Annotated in this window: 18 protein-coding genes and 1 pseudogene; 12 read left to right on the top strand and 7 right to left on the bottom strand. The window is 65.2% G+C overall.

All coding sequences use genetic code 11. The features are described 5' to 3' along the window. Position 1 precedes the first annotated feature (1 nt). The 4 genes from ACVWWD_RS08885 (at position 2) to ACVWWD_RS08870 (ending at position 5,082) form a co-directional block, all read left to right on the top strand. Positions 2-1,165, top strand: coding sequence for an acyl-CoA dehydrogenase family protein (locus ACVWWD_RS08885; RefSeq protein WP_352546378.1), 1,164 nt, complete (start codon positions 2-4; stop codon positions 1,163-1,165). An 85-nt stretch (positions 1,166-1,250) separates the two neighbouring features. Continuing rightward, positions 1,251-3,329, top strand: a complete 2,079-nt coding sequence (locus ACVWWD_RS08880; RefSeq protein WP_352546377.1) for an acetate--CoA ligase family protein — start codon at positions 1,251-1,253, stop codon at positions 3,327-3,329. Continuing rightward, positions 3,322-4,104, top strand: coding sequence for a carnitinyl-CoA dehydratase (locus tag ACVWWD_RS08875; RefSeq protein WP_023772119.1), 783 nt, complete (start codon positions 3,322-3,324; stop codon positions 4,102-4,104). The genes ACVWWD_RS08880 and ACVWWD_RS08875 overlap by 8 nt, the downstream gene beginning before the upstream one ends. Positions 4,105-4,149: 45 nt before the next feature. Then, complete coding sequence (locus ACVWWD_RS08870; RefSeq protein WP_352546376.1) at positions 4,150-5,082, top strand: alpha/beta hydrolase; 933 nt, start codon at positions 4,150-4,152, stop codon at positions 5,080-5,082. A gap of 27 nt (positions 5,083-5,109) precedes the next feature. Here ACVWWD_RS08870 and ACVWWD_RS08865 read toward each other — a convergent pair whose 3' ends face one another. Then, complete coding sequence (locus tag ACVWWD_RS08865; RefSeq protein WP_031240303.1) at positions 5,110-5,811, bottom strand: GntR family transcriptional regulator; 702 nt, start codon at positions 5,809-5,811, stop codon at positions 5,110-5,112. 214 nt (positions 5,812-6,025) lie between these two features. Between ACVWWD_RS08865 and ACVWWD_RS08860 the strand changes: the two genes are divergently transcribed. The 8 genes and pseudogenes from ACVWWD_RS08860 to ACVWWD_RS08825 form a co-directional block, all read left to right on the top strand. After that, positions 6,026-7,066: an ABC transporter substrate-binding protein gene (locus ACVWWD_RS08860; protein WP_023772116.1), complete on the top strand. Its 1,041-nt coding sequence runs from the start codon at positions 6,026-6,028 to the stop codon at positions 7,064-7,066. Positions 7,067-7,139: 73 nt separating this feature from the next. Continuing rightward, entirely contained in the window at positions 7,140-8,225 is a 1,086-nt protein-coding gene (locus ACVWWD_RS08855; protein ID WP_352546375.1) for an ABC transporter ATP-binding protein, read from the top strand. Then, positions 8,222-9,148, top strand: a complete 927-nt coding sequence (locus ACVWWD_RS08850; RefSeq protein ID WP_352546374.1) for an ABC transporter permease — start codon at positions 8,222-8,224, stop codon at positions 9,146-9,148. The genes ACVWWD_RS08855 and ACVWWD_RS08850 overlap by 4 nt, the downstream gene beginning before the upstream one ends. Next, positions 9,145-9,945, top strand: a complete 801-nt coding sequence (locus ACVWWD_RS08845) for an ABC transporter permease (protein WP_457103028.1) — start codon at positions 9,145-9,147, stop codon at positions 9,943-9,945. Before ACVWWD_RS08850 ends, ACVWWD_RS08845 begins: the two co-directional genes overlap by 4 nt. A 63-nt stretch (positions 9,946-10,008) precedes the next feature. Continuing rightward, the gene (ggt, locus tag ACVWWD_RS08840) at positions 10,009-11,595 is read left to right on the top strand and encodes a gamma-glutamyltransferase (protein WP_352546372.1); all 1,587 of its coding nucleotides are present in this window, start codon (positions 10,009-10,011) and stop codon (positions 11,593-11,595) included. A gap of 258 nt (positions 11,596-11,853) precedes the next feature. Continuing rightward, complete coding sequence (locus ACVWWD_RS08835; RefSeq protein WP_352546410.1) at positions 11,854-13,380, top strand: acyl--CoA ligase; 1,527 nt, start codon at positions 11,854-11,856, stop codon at positions 13,378-13,380. Continuing rightward, the gene (locus ACVWWD_RS08830) at positions 13,377-14,357 is read left to right on the top strand and encodes a 2-dehydropantoate 2-reductase (protein WP_457103027.1); all 981 of its coding nucleotides are present in this window, start codon (positions 13,377-13,379) and stop codon (positions 14,355-14,357) included. The genes ACVWWD_RS08835 and ACVWWD_RS08830 overlap by 4 nt, the downstream gene beginning before the upstream one ends. 60 nt (positions 14,358-14,417) lie before the next feature. After that, positions 14,418-14,600, top strand: a pseudogene (locus tag ACVWWD_RS08825) (HNH endonuclease); the annotation flags it as partial. 28 nt (positions 14,601-14,628) lie between these two features. Here the strand turns inward: ACVWWD_RS08825 and ACVWWD_RS08820 are convergent. From ACVWWD_RS08820 to ACVWWD_RS08795, 6 genes are all read right to left on the bottom strand, one after another. After that, entirely contained in the window at positions 14,629-15,600 is a 972-nt protein-coding gene (locus ACVWWD_RS08820) for an ABC transporter permease subunit (protein WP_435053969.1), read from the bottom strand. Between the two features lie 22 nt (positions 15,601-15,622). Continuing rightward, positions 15,623-16,510, bottom strand: coding sequence for a branched-chain amino acid ABC transporter permease (locus ACVWWD_RS08815; protein ID WP_352546369.1), 888 nt, complete (start codon positions 16,508-16,510; stop codon positions 15,623-15,625). Between the two features lie 7 nt (positions 16,511-16,517). After that, the gene (locus tag ACVWWD_RS08810) at positions 16,518-17,228 is read right to left on the bottom strand and encodes an ABC transporter ATP-binding protein (protein WP_352546368.1); all 711 of its coding nucleotides are present in this window, start codon (positions 17,226-17,228) and stop codon (positions 16,518-16,520) included. Next, positions 17,221-18,015 (bottom strand): ABC transporter ATP-binding protein, encoded by a 795-nt coding sequence (locus tag ACVWWD_RS08805; RefSeq protein WP_457103026.1) that lies wholly within the window; start codon positions 18,013-18,015, stop codon positions 17,221-17,223. Before ACVWWD_RS08805 ends, ACVWWD_RS08810 begins: the two co-directional genes overlap by 8 nt. Then, positions 18,012-19,220 (bottom strand): ABC transporter substrate-binding protein, encoded by a 1,209-nt coding sequence (locus ACVWWD_RS08800; protein ID WP_023772105.1) that lies wholly within the window; start codon positions 19,218-19,220, stop codon positions 18,012-18,014. Before ACVWWD_RS08800 ends, ACVWWD_RS08805 begins: the two co-directional genes overlap by 4 nt. A gap of 202 nt (positions 19,221-19,422) precedes the next feature. After that, a complete protein-coding gene (locus tag ACVWWD_RS08795; RefSeq protein ID WP_352546366.1) occupies positions 19,423-21,186 on the bottom strand; it encodes an ABC transporter ATP-binding protein in 1,764 nt (587 codons plus the stop codon). Positions 21,187-21,214 lie beyond the last annotated feature (28 nt).

Raw genomic sequence — 21,214 nt, 5'->3', positions numbered from 1 at the left:
CATGGATTTCGGTCTTTCGGAAGAGCAGAAACTCATTGTCGAGACGACGCGCGCCTTCGTCGAGAATGAGCTTTATCCGCATGAACGCGAGGTCGAGCGCACCGGCGTGCTGCGCCGCGAACTGATCGAGGAGATCAAGGCCAAGGCGCTCGAGGCCGGCCTCTACGCCGCCAACATGCCTGCCGATGTCGGCGGCGCGGGGCTCGATACCGTGACCTGGCTGCTCTACGAAAAGGAACTCGGCCGCGCCAATTACGCGCTGCACTGGACCTGCGTGGCGCGCCCTTCCAACATCCTGCTCGCCGGCACGCCGGAGCAGCGCGAAAAGTATCTTTTCCCCTGCATCCGCGGCGAGAAATGGGACTGCCTGGCGATGACCGAGCCGGGCGCCGGCTCCGACCTGCGCGGCATGAAGGCGACCGCCGTGCAGGACGGCGACGACTGGGTGCTGAACGGCACCAAGCATTTTATCTCCCACGCCGATCTCGCCGATTTCGCCATCGTCTTCATGGCCTCGGGCGAAGAGGATTCACCGCGCGGAAAACGCAAGAAGATCACCGCCTTCTTCGTCGACAAGGGCACCAAGGGATTCACGGTGCGCGACGGCTATCGCAATGTCTCGCATCGCGGCTACACCAACGCCATTCTCGAATTCGACGACTGCCGGTTGCCGGCATCCCAGGTTCTGGGCGAGGTGCACAAGGGGTTCGACGTCGCAAATTCCTGGCTCGGCGCCACGCGCCTGCAGGTCGGCGCCACCTGCCTTGGCCGTGCCGAGCGGGCGCTTGGCCATGCTGTCGAATATGCCGCGCAGCGCCAGCAGTTCGGCCAGCAGATCGGCAAGTTCCAGGGCGTGTCGTTCAAGCTCGCCGACATGGCGACGGAACTCAAGGCCGCCGACCTGATGGTGTTCGAAGCCGGCTGGAAGTACGATCAGGGCACCGTCACCGACCAGGACATGGCCATGGCCAAGCTGAAGGCCACCGAAATGCTCGCCTTCGTTGCCGACGAGGCGATCCAGATCCATGGCGGCATGGGCCTCATGGACGACCTGCCGCTGGAGCGCATCTGGCGCGACGCCCGCGTCGAGCGCATATGGGAGGGCACGTCGGAGATTCAGCGACATATTATTTCGCGGGCGCTGCTGCGTCCTTTCGGAGCTTAGAGCATGATCCGCGAAAGCCGGAGTCCGATTTTGTCGGCAAACGAGATCGTTTCTCCTGAGATCATGCTCAAACGAAAAGATGACCATGCATAAACTTGAACGCCTCCTGCGCCCCAAATCGATCGCCGTGTTCGGCGGCGTGCAGGCTGCCGCGGTCGTCGCGCAATCCATCAAAATGGGTTTTGCCGGCGAGATCTGGCCGGTGCACCCGACCAAGGACGTGGTTGCCGGACGCAAGGCCTACCGCTCGGTCGCCGATCTGCCCGGCGCGCCGGACGCGGCCTTTGTCGGCGTCAACCGGCACCTGACAATCGAGGTGATCAAGGCGCTGGCTGAGCGCGGGGCCGGCGGCGCCGTCTGCTTTGCCGCCGGATTCCTCGAAACCGAGGCCTATGACGAAGATGGCGAAAGGCTGCAGGCCGAGCTGGTGGCCGCCGCCGGCCAGATGCCGATCATCGGACCGAACTGCTACGGCCTGATCAACTATGCCGATGGCGCGCTTTTGTGGCCAGACCAGCATGGCGGCATCAGGCTGGAGGAGGGCGGCAAGGGCGTCGCCATCATCACCCAGTCGTCCAACATCGCCATCAACATGACGATGCAGAAGCGCGGCCTGCCGATCGCCTTCCTGATGACCGCCGGCAACCAGGCGCAGACCGGCCTGTCCGAAATGGCGCTTGGCCTGATCGAGGACGAGCGGGTCACCGCGCTTGGCCTGCACATCGAGGCCTTCGATTCGGTAGCCGGCTTCGAGCGATTGGCCGCCAGGGCGCGTGAGCTGAAAAAACCGATCATTGCCATGAAGGTAGGCCGCTCCGAACAGGCGCGGCAGGCGACCGTCTCGCACACCGCTTCGCTTGCCGGGTCCGATGCGGCCTCGGGCGCCTTCCTGAGGCGGCTTGGCATCGCTCGTGTCGATTCCATCCCCTCCTTCATCGAGGCGCTGAAGCTGCTTCACATCACCGGCCCATTGCCCGGCTACAAGCTCTCGTCGATGAGCTGTTCGGGCGGCGAGGCATCGGTCATGGCCGACAGCGCCGAAGGCCGGTGGGTCAACTTCCCGGTCCTGAACGACACCCATCGCGCCCATGTCAAATCGACGCTCGGGCCGCTGGTCGCGGTGGCCAATCCCCTGGATTATCACACCTTCATCTGGAACAACGAACCGGCGATGACCGCTACCTTCACCGCCATGGTGTCGGGCGGCTTCGACCTCAACATGCTGGTGCTCGACTTCCCGCGTCCCGATCGCTGCTCGGTGACCGACTGGTGGGCGACGCTGCGCGCTTTCGAATCGGCGCTGAAGACCAACAAGGCGCACGGCGCCATCGTCTCGTCGCTGCCGGAGAACCTGCCGGAGGAATACACCGCCGAGCTGATGGCGCGCGGCATGGTGCCGCTGTTCGGCATTTCCGAGGCGATGGATGCGGCCCAGGCCGCGGCCTTCATCGGCTGGGCCTGGCGCGAACCGCAGGCGCAGCCGGTGGATACCTCCGCCTCCGGTGCTGCCGGCGGTAACCATTCCACGCCCGACGAGGCGCAAGCCAAGGCGCGGCTGATCAAGGCCGGGCTTCCGGTGCCGAGAGGCGAACGCGCCGGCAATGCGGTCGAAGCGGTGATCTCGTCCATGGCGCTCGGCTTCCCCGTCGCCCTGAAGGCCCTTGGCGTCGCCCACAAGTCCGAGGTCGGCGCCGTCAGCCTGAATCTCAAGGACGCCGAATCGGTCAGCACCGCGGCGCATGATCTGTTGCCGCTCGGCACCGGGCTCTATGTCGAGCGCATGGTGCGCGACGGCGTCGCCGAACTGATCGTCGGCTTCACCCGCGACCCGATGTTCGGTGCCGTGATGACGCTGGGCACTGGCGGCGTGCTGGTCGAATTGCTGCGCGACAGCGTCACGCTGATGCTGCCGGCAACGCGCGACGACATCGAGGCCGCACTGCGCGGCCTGAAACTGTTCCCGCTGCTCGAAGGCTATCGCGGCCGGCCGAAGGCCGATCTCGCGGCCGCCATCGACGCCATCGCGGGCATTGCCGGCTTCGTGCAGGAGAATGCCGGCGAGATCGAGGAACTCGACATCAATCCGCTGATCGTCTGCTCCGAGGGCAAGGGCGCCTGGATCGCCGATGCGCTTCTGGTGCTGGGAGAAAACAAGAATGTCTGACGTCATTTCGACCCGCCGCGAAGGCTCGATCCTCGAGGTCACGCTCGACCGCCCCAAGGCCAATGCCATCGACCTGAAAACCTCGCGGCTGATGGGCGAAACCTTCAAGGCGTTCCGCGACGATCCCGACCTCCGCGTCGCCATCGTCAAGACCGCCGGCGACAAGTTCTTCTGCGCCGGCTGGGACCTGAAGGCCGCCGCGAGCGGCGACGCGGTCGACGGCGATTACGGCGTCGGCGGCTTTGCCGGCCTGCAGGAATTGCGCGACCTGAACAAGCCGGTCATCGCCTGCGTCAACGGCATGGCGGTGGGCGGCGGCTTCGAGCTGGCGCTGTCCTGCGACCTCATCTATGCCTCCGACCATTCTTCCTTCGCGCTGCCTGAAATCCGCGCCGGCACGCTGGCCGACGCGGCGACGATCAAGCTGCCGAAGCGCATCCCCTATCATGTCGCGATGGACCTTTTGCTCACCGGCCGCTGGATGGATGTCGCCGAGGCGCATCGCTGGGGCCTGGTCAACGAGGTTTTGCCCAAGGAAAAGCTCGAGGACCGCGTCTGGGAGATCGCCCGGCTGCTCGCCAGCGGCCCGCCGCTGGTGTTCGCAGCGATCAAGGAGACCGCGAGGGTGGCGGAATCGTTGACCTTCCAGGAGGCGATGAACAAGGTGACGCGCCGGCAGTTGCCGACCGTCGATGCGCTCTATGGGTCGGAGGACGGCATGGAGGGTTTCCGCGCCTTCGCCGAAAAGCGCGAACCGGTGTGGAAGGGGAAGTGACGCTGCGGAGATGATGGCGCCATCACCTAAAGCTGGTCTCCCTTCATGACCGACTACGTCAAACTGATCGACGCCGAGACCTGGGCCTTCATCGAGCGGACGAATTCCTATTATCCGCCCGACACGATCGATCACAGGATCGCGCAGCAGCGCGAGATCTACGATCGCATGTGCCGTGAGTTCTTTGCCGGCTACCCGCAAGGCGTGACGGCGGAGACGACCGCCATTACCACACCTGTCAACAACATACCGGTCCGCATCTACCGCAACGCAAAGCCGGACCACGCCGCCATGGTGCTCTACCTCCATGGCGGGGGCTTCATCCTTGGCGGGCTGGACAGCCATGACGACGTCTGTGCCGAACTTTGCGGCCGCACCGGTTATGAGGTGGTCTCGGTCGACTACCGGCTGGCGCCGGAGCATCCGCATCCGGCCGCTTTCGACGATGCGATGAGCGCCTTCGAATGGGCCGCCGGGACCTACGACCGCCCCGTCTTGCTGTGCGGTGACAGCGCCGGCGGCAATCTTTGCGCCGCCGTTGCGCACGCGACCCGTGGCAATTCGAAAAAGCCGGTCGGCCAGGTGCTGATCTATCCCGGTCTCGGCGGCGATCGCGCGCTCGGCTCCTACGTGACGCATGCCGAGGCGCCCATGCTGACGGTGCGCGACCTTGAATTCTACAAACACGTCCGTACCGGCGGTGTGGACCAGACCGGTGACATCACGCTGTATCCGCTGGCCGATGCCGATTTCGCCAATTTGCCGCCGACCGTGCTGATTACCGCCCAGTGCGACCCGCTGTCATCCGATGGCGAGGTTTATCGCGACCGCATCGTCGCGGCAGGCGGGCGCGCCACCTGGTTCGAGGAACCCGGCCTGGTGCACGGCTATCTCAGGGCTCGGCATACCGTTGGCCGCGCCCGCGCGAGCTTCACCCGGATCGTCGACGCGGTGGCCACGCTCGGAAAGGGCGGCTGAACCAGGTAGGAAGAATGGCTGGTCCGCTCAGGACGCCTTGGCCAGGAAGCTCTGATAATCCGATTTCGCCTGCAGCAGGCGCAGCACGTTCTCGCGCGAACCGCGCACATGCGCGCGGGCCAGGGCGCCGGCGCGGATGATATCATTTGCGCAGATCGCCTCGACGATCTCGGCGTGTTCGTCGCGGGCGATCTTCCATTCATCGAGCCACAAGAGTTCGGTCCAGACATAATGCTGGCACTTGTCGAGGATGCCGCACAGCATGCCATGCAGCATGACATTGCCGCTGATTTCAGCAATGACGCGGTGGAGATCGATGCCGACCTCCAGTTCCTGGAATTTTTCGCGCGTCGTGCGATCGGGAATGGCGGCCAGCCGCTCGCACTCGGCCAGCATGGCGCGCAGCCGCGCCTTGTCCTTCTCGGTCGCGGCGGCCGCCGCCAATTCCGTCGCATGGCCGTCGAGCAGTTCGCGGATGGCGAAGGCCTCGCGGAACATGTTGATGTCGAACTCGGTGACGGCATAGCCCTGGCGCGGCCGGCCGGTGACCAGCCCGTCGCGCTCCAGGCGGTTGAAGGCTTCGCGCACGGGGGTGCGGCTGACATTGAGTTTTGCCGCGATGTCGCTTTCAGTGACGCGTGAGCCCGGCGGAATCTGGCCGGTCACGATCATCGCCTTGAGCGCGGAATAGACCGAGTCGCGCAGCGTGTTTTTTGGTTCCTTGGCCAAGTTCCGTTTCCAGTTCCCCGGCCGCTTCAGCCGGACATCGCCTCGTTTGTAGTCGCAGTCGGCGTAATTTGCCACGCCCGCGGCGCCGTCCCCACCGTCCAGCCGATCGCGCCCGTCGCGGTTGACAACACCGATCTCTCGGCTACATTCTAAATTGTATACAAAATCGCATGCCAAATCAAAAACAAATGGGAACACCGGTCGGAGAACTGAAATGAACAGGACCACCAGCTTTAGAACTTTAGCGATAGCCGGGCTCATTGCCTCCGTGGCAGTGCCGGCCGTCGCCGCCGACACGATCACCGTCGCCTCATGGGGCGGCACCTATCAGGAGGCGCAGACCAAGGCCTTCTTCAAGCCGACCGCGGATGCGCTCGGCATCACCATCAAGGAAGACACGACCAACGGCCTCGATGACGTGCGGCTGCAGGTGACCGGCAATGCGGTGAAATGGGACATCACCGAACTCGGCGCCGACGAATGCGCGCGCGGCTCGAAGGAAGGGCTGTTCGAAAAGCTGGATTACGGCATCATCGACAAGAGCGGCATCAACCCGAAGCTGGTGCATGACGACTGGGTCGGCATCTCCTACACTTCCGTCGTGCTGATCTACCGGACCGACGTCTTCGGGGACAAGGGCCCGAAGACATGGGCCGACTTCTGGAACGTGGAAAAGTTTCCGGGACGGCGCGCACTGAGCAGCAGCCAGGCGACGGAGACGCTGAGCGTCGCAGCGCTCGCCTCCGGCCTGCCGATCGACAAAGTTTATCCCGTCGACATCGACGGCGCGCTGAAATCGGTCGACAAGATCCGTGGCCATGTCGATGCCTGGTGGACCTCCGGCGCCCAGGCCATGCAACTGGTGAAGGATGGCGAAGTCGACATGGCGAGCATCTGGAACGGCCGCGCCGGGACTTTGAAGAAGGAAGGCGCGCCGGTCAGCTTCTCCTTCGACCAGGGCGTGCTCACCGCCGATTGCATGGTCATCCCCAAGGGCGCCAAGAACAAGGACGCGGCGATGAAGGCGCTGGCCATGTTCGTCAGCCCGCAACTGCAGGCCAATCTGCCGCTCTATGTCGATAATGGACCGGTGAACGAGAAGGCCTTCGAGACCGGCAAGATCCCGCCGGAGCGGATCAAGGACATCAACTCGGCGCCCGAAAACGTCAAGAAGCAGGTGTTGCAGGATGCCGAGTTCTGGCGCGACAACCTCGTCGAGGCGACGGAAAAGTTCAACAATCTGATCCAGCAATAGGCTGGAACCTTACCTTGCGGGACGGCACCAGCGCCGCCCCGCTCCTTCAGTCTCTGCCTCGGAGATAACGATCTTGTCCATTGCACCATCCGCGCTGCCGATCGGCATGCGGGCGATCGAGAAACGATTTGGCAGCGTGCCGGTGCTGCGTGGCCTGAACCTCGATGTCGAGGCGGGCGAGTTCCTGACGCTGCTTGGGCCTTCGGGCTCGGGGAAGACGACGCTGCTGATGATCCTGGCCGGTTTCGTGCGAGCCAATGGCGGATCGATCAAGGTCGGCGGCGACGAGATCATCACCACGCCGCCGCACAGGCGCAATATCGGCATGGTGTTCCAGAACTATGCGCTGTTTCCGCATATGAACGTCTTCCACAACATCGCCTTTCCGCTGAAGCAGCGCGGCGTTGGTGCGACAGAGACGGCGCAGCGGGTGGAGAACGCGCTGGAGTTGGTGAAGCTGCAGGGCCTGGGCGAGCGCCGGGTGGACCAGCTTTCCGGCGGCCAGCGCCAGCGCGTGGCCCTGGCGCGCGCCATCGTCTTCGAGCCGCGCATCGTCTTGATGGATGAACCCTTGTCGGCGCTCGACAAGGGTTTGCGCGAGCATATGCAGATCGAATTGCGTGCGCTTCATCGCCGTCTCGGCATGACCACGGTTTATGTCACGCATGACCAGCGCGAAGCCATCACCATGTCGGACCGTATCGCGGTGATGAACGGCGGCCGCATCGAACAGCTCGACAGGCCCGAAACGATTTATGCCGCGCCGAAGACAAAATTCGTAGCCGGCTTCATCGGCGAATCGAACTTCATCCCGGTCGAAAGCCGCGATGGCTCGGTCTGGTATGAGGACAGGCTGATCCAGACCGGCGCACCGACGCCGCCGGCCGGTCCGCATCTGATGGTGGTCCGACCCGAGAAGCTGCGGCTGGTCACGGCATCCGACCCGTCGACGGGCGTCAATGTGCTCGATGCGACGGTCAGCGACATCATTTACCAGGGCGACAGTTTCGTCTGCTATGCCAGCCTGCGCGACGGCCGCCAGGTGACGCTGCGCGACTATTGCCGCAGCCACGTGCTGGCAAGGCTGCCGGCGCCCGGCCAGCCGATCACGCTCGGCCTCGATGCCAAGGACACGATCCTGGTGGCGGCCGAGGGATGAGCGCGCAGTTCGCCATCGTGACGGAGACCGCCAGGCCGGCGGGGCAGGACCTGAACACGCAGGCCCTGCGCGCCGATGCGCGGCGCGAGTCATTGCGGCTGCTGGCGCTGCTGGCGCCGAGCCTGTTCCTCGTCTGCGCCATCATCATCGTGCCGATCGGCTGGCTGTTCTGGCTGTCGCTGTTCGACGAGACCGGCGCCTTGAGCGCCGCCAACTATGCGCGCTTCTTCGAGCAGGCCTCCTACATCAGGACCTTCATCACCACCTTCGAGGTCGCCTTCATCGTCACCGGCGCCTGCGTGCTGCTCGGTTATCCCCTGGCCTACATGCTGTCGCAGCTGCCGGGCCGGGCCGCGTCGATCTGCCTGATCTTCGTCATCCTGCCGTTCTGGACATCGGTGCTCGTGCGCACCTATGCCTGGCTGGTGATCCTGCAGCGCAAGGGCCTGATCAACAGCTGGCTGATCGATCTCGGCGTGATCAGCCAGCCGCTGTCGCTGGCCAACAATTTTTCGGGCGTAGTCATCGGCATGACGCATATATTGCTGCCGTTCCTGGTTTTGCCGCTCTATGCCTCGATGAAGACGATCGACACCGACTGCCTGCGCGCTGGCATGAACCTCGGCGCCGGCCCGGCCGCGACCTTTCGGCAAATCTTCTTTCCGCTGTCGGTGCCCGGCCTCGCCTCCGGCGTGGTCATCGTCTTCGTGCTGTGCCTCGGTTTCTTCGTGACGCCGGCGCTGATGGGTGGCGGCAAGGTGGTGATGTGGGCGATGCGCATGGAACAGACCACCAGCCTCTATTCCAACTGGGGCGCCGGTGCGGCACTCGGCGTGGTGCTGCTGACGGTCACGCTGGCGCTTCTCGGCCTGTTCCAGTGGCTGCTCGGTGCGCACGCCACCGGCGTATGGAGTTCGCGATGAGTGACAGCGTCGGACTGCCGATCTCGCACCGGCAACGGCTGTGGCTCTACGCCTTCGGCGGCCTCGTGCTGCTGTTCCTGATCGCGCCGTCGGTCATCATCGTCCTCATGTCGTTCTCGGATTCGACGCTGCTGCAGTTCCCGCCGCGGCAATGGTCCCTGCGCTGGTATGAAAGCTATTTCCAGTCGCCGGAATGGCGCGACGCCACCATCGTGTCGGTGAGGGTCGCTGTCATGACCGCGCTGGTGGCGACACCGCTCGGCACTGCCGCCGCCTATGCGGTCAACCGGGGCACGCTGCGCTTCAACGGCACCATCAACGCGCTGCTCACCGCGTCGCTGATCATCCCCGTGATCCTGGTCGGCATCGGCACCTTCTTCCTCTATGCGCGCATCGGCCTCAACAACACGCTGACCGGCCTGGTCATCGCGCATACGGTGCAGGCGCTGCCGCTGGTGGTGCTGACGGTGCTGTCGGGCCTGCGCTCCTACGACATGAACCAGGAGCGGGTGGCGTGCAGCTTGGGTGCCGGACGCGTCGCTGCCTTCTGGCAGGTGACGATGCCGCAGATCCGCTTCTCGATCGTCTCGGGCGCGCTGTTTGCCTTCATCGCCTCCTTCGACGAAGTTGTCGTCTCGCTGTTCATCTCGGGCGGGGAGACCACGACGCTGACGCGCCGCATGTTCAACGCGCTGCGCGACCAGATCGACCCGACCATCGCCGCCATCTCGACCTGCCTGATCGTGCTGTCTGTCCTGCTGCTGTCGCTGGCGCAGATCTTTGGCCGCCGGCATTGATTTCATCGGACTCATCGCTTCAAGTGACCCATTCTTTCAAGTGCCCTAGGATATCCAGAACAGATGCGTGATTTCCAGTTTCCCGGCCGCTCGCCGGTTCGTGCCACGGAAGCGATTGCCGCGACATCGCATCCGCTCTCGACGCTTGCGGCCATCGAGATGCTGCGCGCCGGCGGCAATGCCATGGATGGCGCCATCTGCGCCGCCGCCGTGCAGGGCGTGGTCGAGCCGCAATCAACGGGGATCGGAGGCGATTGCTTTGTCCTCTACTGCCCCAAGGGACAAAGCCAAGTGCTGGCTTTCAACGGCTCGGGACGGGCGCCGGCGGCCGCGACCGTCGACTGGTATCGCGACAAGGGGTTTAACGAGCTACCGAAGCAGGGACCGCATGCGGTGACCGTGCCGGGCGCCATCGACGCCTGGTGCCGGCTGCTGGAGGACCATGGCAGCAAGACCCTGGCCGAGGTGCTGGCGCCGGCGATCCACTATGCCGAGAACGGCTATGTCGTGCACGACCGCGTCGCCTTCGACTGGGCCGAACCCGAAACCGATCTTTCCACCGACGAGCATGCCGCGCGCATCTTCCTGCCCGGTGGCGTGGCACCAAAGGCCGGCGACGTGCACAAGCAGCCGGAACTGGCCGCGACCTTGCGGGTGATCGCCAAAAAGGGCCGCGCCGGGTTCTACGAAGGCGCGGTCGCCGTCGACATGGTGCGCCGGCTCAAGGAGCTGGGCGGGCTGCACACGGCGGAAGATTTCGCCGCGACAAGGGGCGACTATGTGGCGCCGGTGAGCGTCAGCTATGGCGGCCACGAGATCCACCAGATGCCGCCGAACAACCAAGGGCTGACGGCGCTCTTGATGCTGAACGTGCTGTCGGGCTTCAAGCTCGGCGGGCTCGACCCCAACGGCGCCGAGCGCCTGCACCTGGAAATCGAGGCCGGGCGGCTGGCCTATCGCGACCGCGACCGTTTCGTTGGCGACCATGACCATGTCCCGGTGCCAGTGAGGGCGCTTCTATCGGCCGCCTATGCCGACCGGCTGCGCGCCGAGATCGACCGCGAGCGCGCCATGACCCATTTGCCCGACGTGCAGCTGCCGGGCAGCGACACGGTCTATATCTCGATCGTCGACCGCGACCGTAACGCGGTCTCCTTCATCAACTCGACCTATTATTCCTTCGGCAGCGGCGTGGTTGGCCCAAAGACCGGCGTGATGCTGCAGAACCGCGGCTCGAGCTTCCGCCTTGACGCAGGTCATCCCAATGCCATCGCGCCCGGCAAGCGGCCGATGCACACGATCATGCCGGGCATGGCGACCAAAAGCGGCCGCGTGGTGATGCCGTTCGGCGTCATGGGCGGCGGCTACCAGCCCTTCGGTCATGTCCATCTTCTGACCAACATGATCGATTTCGGCATGGACCCGCAGCAAGCGCTCGATGCGCCGCGCGTGTTCTACAATGACGGCCTAGTGGAAGCCGAGCGCAACGTGCCCACCGAGGCGATCGAAGGCCTGCGGCGGCGCGGCCACGCGATCACCGAGCCGCACCATCCGCTCGGCGGCGGCCAGGCGGTGCTGATCGACTGGGAAAAGGGAACGCTGACGGGGGCATCCGATCCGCGCAAGGACGGGATGGCGCTGGGGTATTGAGGTGATTGGCAAGGCAACTGCCGGGCGTTGGCGCTTCCCCTCACCCGCCTGCCGGCATCCTTCCCTGTATAATGACGGGGCGAGAGGTGATGTCATCGACGGTTTCGCCAATCTCCTACGCTGAACAAGCGCCGAGGCAGAAACTGCTACTTTCTCCCCGTCACTATACGGGGAGAAATGCCCGGCAGGGCAATGAGGGGCGGCGCTGACGTCCGATGGACTTTCGCAAGCCATAGTCTTGAAACATAGCTGGTGACCATGATCCAAACCCACACAGACCTTTCCCGCCGCCTCGTCGCCGGCGCCGACGACGCGCCAGCGATCCTGGCGCCCGACAGGCCCATGCTGACCCATGGCGAACTGCGCGCGCTGATCGCCGCCACGGCCAAACAGCTCCACACCCTCGGCATCGGCCGAGGCGACCGGGTGGCGATCGTGCTGCCAAACGGGCCGGAGATGGCGACGGCCTTCATCGCTGTCGCCGCCACAGCCCCGACGGCGCCGCTCAACCCCGCCTACCGGGCGGACGAGCTCGACTTTTATCTCACCGACATCGGCCCCAAGGCGATCCTGGTCGCCGAGAACGAGACCGGCCCTGCCGTGACTGTGGCCGAGCGCCTCGGCATCGGCGTGCTGCGGCTCATCGTGCCGCCGGATGCGCCGGCCGGCGGCTTCACCATCGACGGCGCGGCGGTCGGACCGCAGGCGGCGCCCGCCATGGCCGGGGACGATGACATCGCGCTTCTGCTGCACACCTCCGGCACCACGTCGCGGCCCAAGCTGGTGCCACTCAGCCATGCCAATGTCGCGGCCTCCGCCCGTCATATCGGCGCGACGCTCGGCCTGACGGCCGGTGACCGCTGCCTCAACATCATGCCGCTGTTCCACATCCATGGGCTGATCGCGGCGGTGCTGTCGTCACTGGCATCCGGCGGCAGCATCTATTGCACGCCAGGCTTCAACGCGCTGCGCTTCTTCCAGTGGCTGAGTGACGCCAGGCCGAGCTGGTACACGGCGGTGCCGACCATGCACCAGGCGATCCTGGCGCGCGCGGCGCGCAATGCCGAAGCGCTGTCGGCGGCACGCCTGCGCTTCATCCGCTCGTCCTCGGCGTCGCTGCCGGCGCAGGTGATGGCCGAGCTCGAGGCGACCTTCGGCTGCCCGGTGATCGAATCCTATGGGATGACCGAGGCCGCGCACCAGATGGCGTCGAACCGGCTGCCGCCGGGCCTGCGCAAGCCGGGCAGCGTGGGTGCGGCCTGCGGACCCGAGGTTGCGGTCATGGCGCCGGACGGGCGGCTGATGCGGGCCGGCGAGACGGGCGAGATCGTCATTCGCGGCCCCAACGTCACCTCAGGCTACGAGAAGAACCCGGACGCCAACGCCACGGCCTTCGCGCATGGCTGGTTCCACACCGGCGACCAGGGCGTGCTCGACGATGACGGCTATCTCAGGGTCACCGGCCGGCTGAAGGAGATCATCAATCGCGGCGGCGAGAAGATCTCGCCGCTCGAGGTCGACGAGGTGCTGATGGACCATCCGGCGGTGGCGCAGGTCGTCACCTTCGCGATGCCGCATGACAAGCTCGGCGAGGAGGTGGCGGCGGCGGTCGTGCTGCGCGAAGGCATGAGCGCCAGCGAGGGCGATATCCGCGCCCACGCCGCGATGCGGCTCGCCGACTTCAAGGTGCCGCGCAAGGTGCTGATCCTGGAGGAGATTCCCAAGGGGGCGACCGGAAAGCTGCAGCGCATCGGGCTCGCCGCCAAGCTCGGACTCCGATCATGAAGATCACCATCTTCGGCGCGGGCGCCATCGGCGGCTATCTCGCGGCCAAGCTGGCCATCGCCGGCCGCACCGAGCTGTCGATCGCGGCCCGCGGCGCGCATCTCGAAGCGATCAAGGCCACTGGCCTGCGCCTGATCGAGGACGGACAGGAAACGACCGCCCCGGTCAGGGCCGCCGCCAAGGCCGAAGACCTTGGCGAACAGGACTATGTCGTATTGGCGCTGAAGGCGCATTCCGTCGCGCCCGCGCTCGACCAGATCGCCCCGCTGCTTGGGGACCACACATCGGTCGTCACCATGCAGAACGGCGTTCCCTGGTGGTATTTCCATAAAACCAGCGGCGCGCTCGAAGGCACGAGGCTACATCAGGTCGATCCCGGCGGCACGATCTGGGACCGGCTCGGCCCGCGGCGCGTCATCGGTTCGGTGGTCTACCCCGCCGTCGAGGTCGATGCGCCCGGCTTGATCCGCCATGTCGAGGGCCGGCGCTTCTCGCTCGGCGAACCCTCGGGCGAAAAGAGCGAAAGGGCGACGCTCCTGGCCGGGGAGATGGTCAAGGCCGGCCTGCAGGCGCCGGTGCGCGACGACATACGCGCAGAAATCTGGATAAAACTGTGGGGCAATCTCTCCTTCAACCCGATCTCTGCGCTGACCGGCTCGACGCTGGCCGCGATCGTCGCCGACGAAGGCACCCGCACGCTCGCCCGCGCCATGATGCTGGAAGCGCAAGCGATCGGCGAAAGCCTCGGCGTGCGCTTCCCCATAGACGTCGACCGCCGCATCAAGGGCGCCGGCGACGTCGGCGACCACAAGACCTCGATGCTCCAGGACCTGGAACGCGGCCGCCCGATGGAAATCGACGCGCTGGTCGGCGCGGTGCAGGAGCTTGGGCGACTGGTGGGGAAGCCGACGCCGGCGATCGATGGTGTGCTGGCGCTGGTGCGGCGGCTGGCGGTGGAGCGCGGGTGTTATGGGTGAGGTGGACTGAGCTTTTGGTGCTTATGGGCCGGCAGCACGGGAGTAAGATATTCCAAGCTCAATCGCGGATTGATCGGCCTAAACGATGGTCTGGAAATCCTGATTTCGCGGCTGGTCAATGATCCTGAGAGCGTAAGGGCATTCGTCAACAAGTCAGGCCGTGCGCTTCCACCCCGTCGACCGCTTGAGCGCCCTCATCCTCATTTCCTACAATGGCACCGTGAGCACTGCTTTAAGCAGTGACATGTTTCCGCGCTGCGGCGGCCGCCCCTCACCCCTTCCTCGCCCGCCCCAGCACCCGCGCGTAAACCTCGCCGACAATCCCGCGCCGGAAGACCAGCACGCACACCATGAATATCAGGCCGGTGGCAATGGTCACGGGGAAACCTGATGTAGCCAGCGTGTTTTCCAGGCCGACGACGAGGCTGGCGCCGATGATGGGGCCGACCATGGTGCCGATGCCGCCGAGCAGCGTCATCAGGATGACCTCGCCCGACATCTGCCAGGTGACGTCGGTGAGCGTGGCGAACTGGAAGACGATCGCCTTCAGCGAGCCGGCGAGCCCGGCCAGCGCCGCCGACATGACGAAGGCGGCGAGCTTGTAGCCGGCTACGGAATAGCCGAGCGAAATGGCGCGGTTCTCGTTTTCGCGGATCGTGCGCAGGATCATGCCGAAGGGCGAGTTGACGATGCGCCAGATGGCGAAGATGCCGAGCAGGACCACGACGAGCACGACATAATAGATGTTCATCGGGGCGTTGAGATCGAGGACACCGAACAGGACGCCGCGCGGCACGCCCTGGATGCCGTCCTCGCCTTGCGTGAACGGCGCCTGCACGCAAAAGAAGAAGAACATCTGCGACAGCGCCAGCGTGATCATGGCGAAATAGATGCCTTGCCGGCGAATGGCGAAGAAGCCCATGACGAGGCCGAGCAGTGCGGCGCCCGCCATGCCGAGCAGGATGCCGGCTTCCGGCGGCCAGCCCCAGACCTTGACGGCGTGCGCGGTGAAATAGGCGGCTCCGCCGAAGAAGGTGGCGTGGCCGAAGGACAAGAGCCCGGTATAGCCGAGCAGGAGATTGAAGGCGCAGGCAAACAGCGCGAAGCACAGCATCTTCATCAGGAAGATCGGATAGACGAAGAACGGCGCCGCCAGCAGTGCCGCCATGCCGAGCCCGACCAGCACCCATTCGAGCCTTGGCGAGGGGTTGGCCGATGCCTCGCGCAGCGAAAGCCCGGCCATGTCGGATGTCTCTTCCGTCATCTCAGGCGTCCTTTCCGAACAGGCCGGCCGGCCGGACCAAAAGCACGATCGCCATGATGACGAAGACCACCAGGTTGGAGGCCTCCGGGTAAAAAACCTTGGTCAGGCCTTCTGCGAGGCCAAGCATGTAGCCTGTGACGATGGCGCCGAGGATCGAGCCCATGCCGCCGACCACCACGACGGCGAAGACGACGATGATGAGATCCGATCCCATCAGCGGGCTGACCTGGTAGATCGGTGCGGCCATTATCCCGGCGAGCCCGGCAAGGGCCGAGCCGAGCCCGTAGGTGAGGGTCAAGAGCAACGGCACGTTGACGCCGAAGGCCTGGACGAGGCGAGGATTTTCGGTTGCCGCGCGCAGATAGGAACCGAGCCTGGTCTTCTCGATCAACGCCCAGGTGCCAAAGCAGACGATGAGCGAGGCGACCACGACCCAGCCGCGATAAATGGGCAGGAACATGAAGCCGAGATTGGTGCCGCCGGCCAGCAGCGGCGGCACGGCGTAGGGGTTTCCCGACACGCCGTAATAGTAGCGGAAGATGCCCTCGAGCACGAGCGCGAGGCCGAAAGTGAAAAGCAAGCCGTAGAGCGGATCGGTGTCGTAGAGCCGCGACAACGCCAGGCGCTCGACCACGACGCCGAAGATGCCGACCATCAGCGGCGCCAAGACCAGCGCCGGCCAATAGCCGATGCCGAGATGGGTGAGCAGGAGATAGCCGATGAAGGCGCCCAGCATATATTGGGCCCCATGGGCGAAATTGATGACGCGCAGCAGGCCGAAAATCACGGCCAGGCCAAGGCTCAGCATGGCGTAGAAGGAGCCGTTGATCAGCCCGACCAGCAATTGGCCGAGCAATGCCTGGACGGGGATGCCGAAGATCATCGTCATGGCGCCATCATACACCCAGAATTTCGTGGAGCAGCGTCATGCGGTCCGCCAGTTCGCCGGTGGGAAACCCGGCCACGACCTTGCCGTGCTCCATTAGGTAGAAGCGGTCGGCGACACGGCTGGCGAAGCGGAAATTCTGTTCGACCAGCAGGATGGTCATGCCGCGCTGCTTCAGCGTCGCCAGCAACTCGCCGATGCGTTGGACGATGACGGGAGCGAGGCCCTCGGTCGGTTCGTCCAAGAGCAGCATCTTGACCCCAGTCCGCAGCATGCGCGCGATCGCCAGCATCTGCTGTTCGCCGCCCGACAGCCTTGTGCCGGGGCTGTTGCGCCGCTCCTTCAGATTGGGGAACAGATCGAAGATTTCCTCGACGCTCATGCCGCCCGAGGCGACGACCGGCGGCAGCACCAAGTTCTCGTCGACGGTCAGCGTCGAGAAGATGCCGCGTTCTTCCGGTACGAAGCCGATGCCCTGGTGCGCGGTGCGGTGCAGCGGCAGCCGCATCAGGTCGGCGCCGTCGAAAACGATCTTGCCGGTGCGCCGGCGGATCAGGCCCATGATGGCGCGCAGCGTCGTCGTCTTGCCGACGCCGTTGCGGCCGAGCAATGTGACCGTCTCGCCGGCAAACACTTCGAGATCGACGCCGTGCAGCGCATGGCCCTCGCCGTACCAGGCATTGAGGCCGCGGACCGCGAGCAGGGGGGAAGCCCTAGTCATCGGCGGTACCCATATAGGCCACCTTGACGCGCTCGTCGCGGCTGACGGTGGCGTAGTCGCCGGCCGCGAGCACCTCGCCGCGCTGCATCACCGTTATCCAGTCGCAGAGATCGGCGACCACGGTCAGATTGTGCTCGACCATCAGAACCGCGCGGTCACTCGCCACCGAGCGGATGAGGGCGGAAACCGTGGCCACGTCCTCATGGCCCATGCCCGCCATCGGCTCGTCGAGCAGCAGCACCTTGGGACCCAGCGCCAGCGTCGTGGCGATCTCGAGCACGCGTTTCCTGCCATAGGAAAGATCGCCGGCCAGCCTGTTCGTGGCATCGTCGAGGCCGACGGACCGCAGCAGTTCCATGGCACGCGGCGTCAACCGGTCGAGGGCCGCCAGCGAGCGCCAGAACTGGATGCCGAGCCCGGCCGGCCGCTGCAGCGCGACCCGCACATTGTCGAGCACGCTGAGATGCGGAAAGATCGCCGATATCTGGAACGAACGCACCAGCCCCATGCGCGCCACTTTGGCCGGCGAGGCGCGGGTGATGTCGTGGCCGAGCAGGTCGATCCTGCCGCTGGTCGGCGCCAGGAATTTTGTCAGCAGGTTGAAAACGGTCGTCTTGCCGGCGCCGTTGGGTCCGATCAGCGCATGGATGTTGCCGTGGCGGACATCGAGGTCGACATTCTTGACGGCGACGAAGCCGGCAAAGTCACGCCGCAGGCCGCGGGCGGAAAGCACCACCCGCGGCTCCTGGTCGGTCAGGTCGGGCGGCACCGTGGCCGCGCCCGTCACTGGGCGGCCGTCGCGCAGCCGCTGTCCTTCTCGCTCAGGAACGCCTCCTTGCCGGGAATAGTGGCGAGGTATTTGTAATAGTCCCAATCCTTGCTGCTCTCGCTGGGCGTCTTGACCTGGTAGAGATACATGTCGTGGACCATGTTGCCGTCGGCCTGGACCTTGCCGCCGGTGATGACGGCATCGTCCACCGGCAGCGAATGGAGTTGCTTGGCGACGGCTTCGGTCTCGTCGGTGCCGGCCTTGTCGATCGCCTTCAAATACTGCGTCACCGCCGAATAGGTCGCGGCCTGGATCATGTTCGGCATGCGGTTGGTGCGCTTGAAAAAGCGCTGCCCGAATTCGCGGCTCTTGTCGTCGCGGTCCCAGTAATAGCCCTCGGTCAGCACGACGCCCTGCGCCGCCTGCAGGCCGAGCCCATGCACCTCGGCCAGCGTGAACAGGAGCGCGGCCAGGCGCTGGCCGCCTTGCACGATGCCGAATTCGGCTGCCTGCTTGATGGAATTGGAGGTATCGAGGCCGGCATTGGCCAAGCCGATGACCTTGGCGCCCGACGATTGCGCCTGCAGCAGGAAGGACGAATAGTCGGTCGCGCCGAGGGGATAACGCACTTCGCCCAACACCTTGCCGCCATGGCTCTCGACGAACTTGGCGGTCTGCTCCTTCAGCGAATAGCCGAACGCATAGTCGACGGTCACGAAGAACCAGCTGTCGCCGCCCTGCTGCACCAGCGAGCCGCCGGTTCCCACCGCCTGCGAATGGGTGTCGTAGGCCCAGTGGAAGCCGTAGGGCGAGCATTGCTTGCCGGTGAGGTCGGTGGTCGCCGCACCGGTGACGATGTCGATCTTCTTCTTTTCCTTGGAGATCCCCTGCACGGCGAGCGCGACCGAAGAGGTCGTCAGCTCCATGATGGCATCGACCTGTTCGGTGTCATACCACTGGCGTGCGATGTTGGAGGCGATATCGGGCTTGTTCTGATGGTCGGCGCTGATGATCTCGACCGGCGCTCCCTGCACCTTGCCGCCGAAATCCTCGACCGCCATCTTGGCCGCCTCGACCGACCACTTGCCGCCGAAATCGGCATAGACGCCGGATTGGTCGTTGAGGATGCCGATCTTGACCTTGCCATCGGAAATCTCGGCGGCCGAGGCCGGGATCGTGGTGGCCGCGAGAAGCGCGGCGGAAACGACATGGCGAAGCTTCATGAGTTTACTTCCTCCCAATGTGGATGAATCCGCCCGCCCCCTACGATCGTCATCCGCAAGCACTATGGAAGATTAGGAAAATGACGTGGAACGGCAAGGGGCGGCCACGGATTTCATGACGCCGAGACCGACCCATGGCGTGCGACACTACTATGTGAAGCTCGACCTGCCGCACGCCGGGTTTGTTTGCGCCCGGACGGCTTCAGACCTCGGCGGCAACGAGATGGCCGTTGCCGACATCGCTGAGTGCCAGTTTCAGCGGCGCCTCGCCGAGCCGGCGCGTGGCGCTGGGGATTTCCTGGTCGAGGCGGGCGAAACGGCTTCGGCGCCGCGCCGGATCCGGCACCGGCACGGCTTCGATCAGGCGCCTGGTGTAGGGATGGCGGGGGTTGGAAAAAACCTGGTCGCGTGTGCCCATCTCGACGATCTGGCCGAGATACATGACGGCGACACGGTCGGAGATATTCTCGACCACGGCCATGTCGTGCGAGATGAAGAGATAGGCGACGCCGAATTCGCGCTGCAATTCCTTGAGGAGGTCGAGCACGCGCGCCTGCACCGAGACGTCCAGCGCGGAGACGCTTTCGTCGGCGATGATCAGTTTTGGCCTGAGCGCCAGCGCACGCGCGATGCAGATCCGCTGGCGCTGGCCGCCGGAGAATTCGTGCGGATAGAGCTCCATCTGGTCCGATGACAGGCCGACGCGGTCGAACAGCGCGGCGACGCGCTCGCGGCGCTCTACCTTCGAGGCGATGCCGTGGATGAGCAGCGGCTCGGCGACGAGGTCGCCGACGCGCATGCGCGGGTCGAGCGAGGCGTAGGGGTCCTGGAAGATCATCTGCACGTCGCGGCGCACCGCCTTGCGCTCGTCGCGGCCGAGGCCGGACAAATTGCGGCCGCCAACGACGATGTCGCCGCTATACGGCACCAGCCCCGCCAGCGCCTTGGCGGTGGTCGACTTGCCGCAGCCGGATTCACCGACCAGCGCCAGCGTTTCGTTGGGCGCGATGGAAAAGCTGACGCCCTCGACGGCGTGAACGCGGCGGGTGACCCGGCCGAAGACGCCGCCGCGCAGGTCGAAGCGGACGTGCAGATCGGTGACCTCGGCGACCTTGGCCGGCCCCGGCGGCTCAGCATCCCTGGATTCCTGGCGGCCGGCGCCGCTGCCTATGCGCGGCACGGCGGCGAACAGCTCGCGCGTGTAATGGGCTTGTGGGCGGGCGAAAATGTCCGACGTCTTGCCTTCCTCGACCATGCGTCCATGCCGCATGATGATGACGCGATCGGCCATTTCGGCGACAACGCCCATGTCGTGGGTAATCAGGATGACGCTGGTGCCGTGCTTCTGCTGCAAGTCGCGCAGCAGCTCCAGCACCTCGCCCTGCACGGTGACGTCGAGCGCCGTCGTCGGCTCGTCGGCGATCAGCACGTCGGGTTCGAGCGCCAGAGCCATGGCGATCATCACCCGCTGGCGCATGCCGCCGGAGAGCTCGTGGGGAAATTGCCTTAGCCGGCTTTCGGCCTCCGAAATGCGCACCGCCTTCAACGCCTCGATGGCACGCTGGCGGGCTTCGTCGCGCGACAGGCTGGTATGCGCCTCGATGGATTCCGTGAGCTGGCGACCGATCGACAGCACCGGGTTGAGCGAGGTCATCGGTTCCTGGAAGATCATGGCGATGCGGTCGCCGCGAATCCGCCGCATCCGGCGATCGTCGAGGGCGGTCAGCTCGGTGGCGCCAAGGTGGATTTTGCCGGCGGAGATACGCGCGGCGGGCTGCGGCAGGAGCTGCATGATGGCCAGCGCGGTCATGGATTTGCCGGAGCCGGATTCGCCCGCGATGCAGAGCGTCTCGCCACGCTTGAGCGTCAGCGACAGGTCGGAGACAACCTCGCGGGCGCCCTCTTCGCCGCGTACCGAGACGCGGAGGTTGGCGATGGTGAGGATTGGTTCGGGAGTTGAGGTCATTGCAGAGGGAGAGTTCCGAGAGGTCTTT

It is taken from the genome of Mesorhizobium sp. URHB0026, from assembly GCF_054059755.1.
The sequence above is the reverse complement of the archived record's forward strand: the minus strand, read 5'-3'. Positions and strand labels throughout refer to the sequence as shown.

Excerpts from the sequence above, each read along its gene's own strand:
- ACVWWD_RS08885 (WP_352546378.1), top strand. The coding sequence starts at position 2 with ATGGATTTCGGTCTTTCGGAAGAGCAGAAACTCATTGTCGAGACGACG.
- ACVWWD_RS08880 (WP_352546377.1), top strand. The coding sequence starts at position 1,251 with ATGCATAAACTTGAACGCCTCCTGCGCCCCAAATCGATCGCCGTGTTC.
- ACVWWD_RS08875 (WP_023772119.1), top strand. The coding sequence starts at position 3,322 with ATGTCTGACGTCATTTCGACCCGCCGCGAAGGCTCGATCCTCGAGGTC.
- ACVWWD_RS08870 (WP_352546376.1), top strand. The coding sequence starts at position 4,150 with ATGACCGACTACGTCAAACTGATCGACGCCGAGACCTGGGCCTTCATC.
- ACVWWD_RS08860 (WP_023772116.1), top strand. The coding sequence starts at position 6,026 with ATGAACAGGACCACCAGCTTTAGAACTTTAGCGATAGCCGGGCTCATT.
- ACVWWD_RS08850 (WP_352546374.1), top strand. The coding sequence starts at position 8,222 with ATGAGCGCGCAGTTCGCCATCGTGACGGAGACCGCCAGGCCGGCGGGG.
- ACVWWD_RS08845 (WP_457103028.1), top strand. The coding sequence starts at position 9,145 with ATGAGTGACAGCGTCGGACTGCCGATCTCGCACCGGCAACGGCTGTGG.
- ggt (WP_352546372.1), top strand. The coding sequence starts at position 10,009 with ATGCGTGATTTCCAGTTTCCCGGCCGCTCGCCGGTTCGTGCCACGGAA.
- ACVWWD_RS08835 (WP_352546410.1), top strand. The coding sequence starts at position 11,854 with ATGATCCAAACCCACACAGACCTTTCCCGCCGCCTCGTCGCCGGCGCC.
- ACVWWD_RS08830 (WP_457103027.1), top strand. The coding sequence starts at position 13,377 with ATGAAGATCACCATCTTCGGCGCGGGCGCCATCGGCGGCTATCTCGCG.
- ACVWWD_RS08820 (WP_435053969.1), bottom strand. The coding sequence starts at position 15,600 with ATGGCCGGGCTTTCGCTGCGCGAGGCATCGGCCAACCCCTCGCCAAGG.
- ACVWWD_RS08815 (WP_352546369.1), bottom strand. The coding sequence starts at position 16,510 with ATGACGATGATCTTCGGCATCCCCGTCCAGGCATTGCTCGGCCAATTG.
- ACVWWD_RS08810 (WP_352546368.1), bottom strand. The coding sequence starts at position 17,228 with ATGACTAGGGCTTCCCCCCTGCTCGCGGTCCGCGGCCTCAATGCCTGG.
- ACVWWD_RS08800 (WP_023772105.1), bottom strand. The coding sequence starts at position 19,220 with ATGAAGCTTCGCCATGTCGTTTCCGCCGCGCTTCTCGCGGCCACCACG.
- ACVWWD_RS08795 (WP_352546366.1), bottom strand. The coding sequence starts at position 21,186 with ATGACCTCAACTCCCGAACCAATCCTCACCATCGCCAACCTCCGCGTC.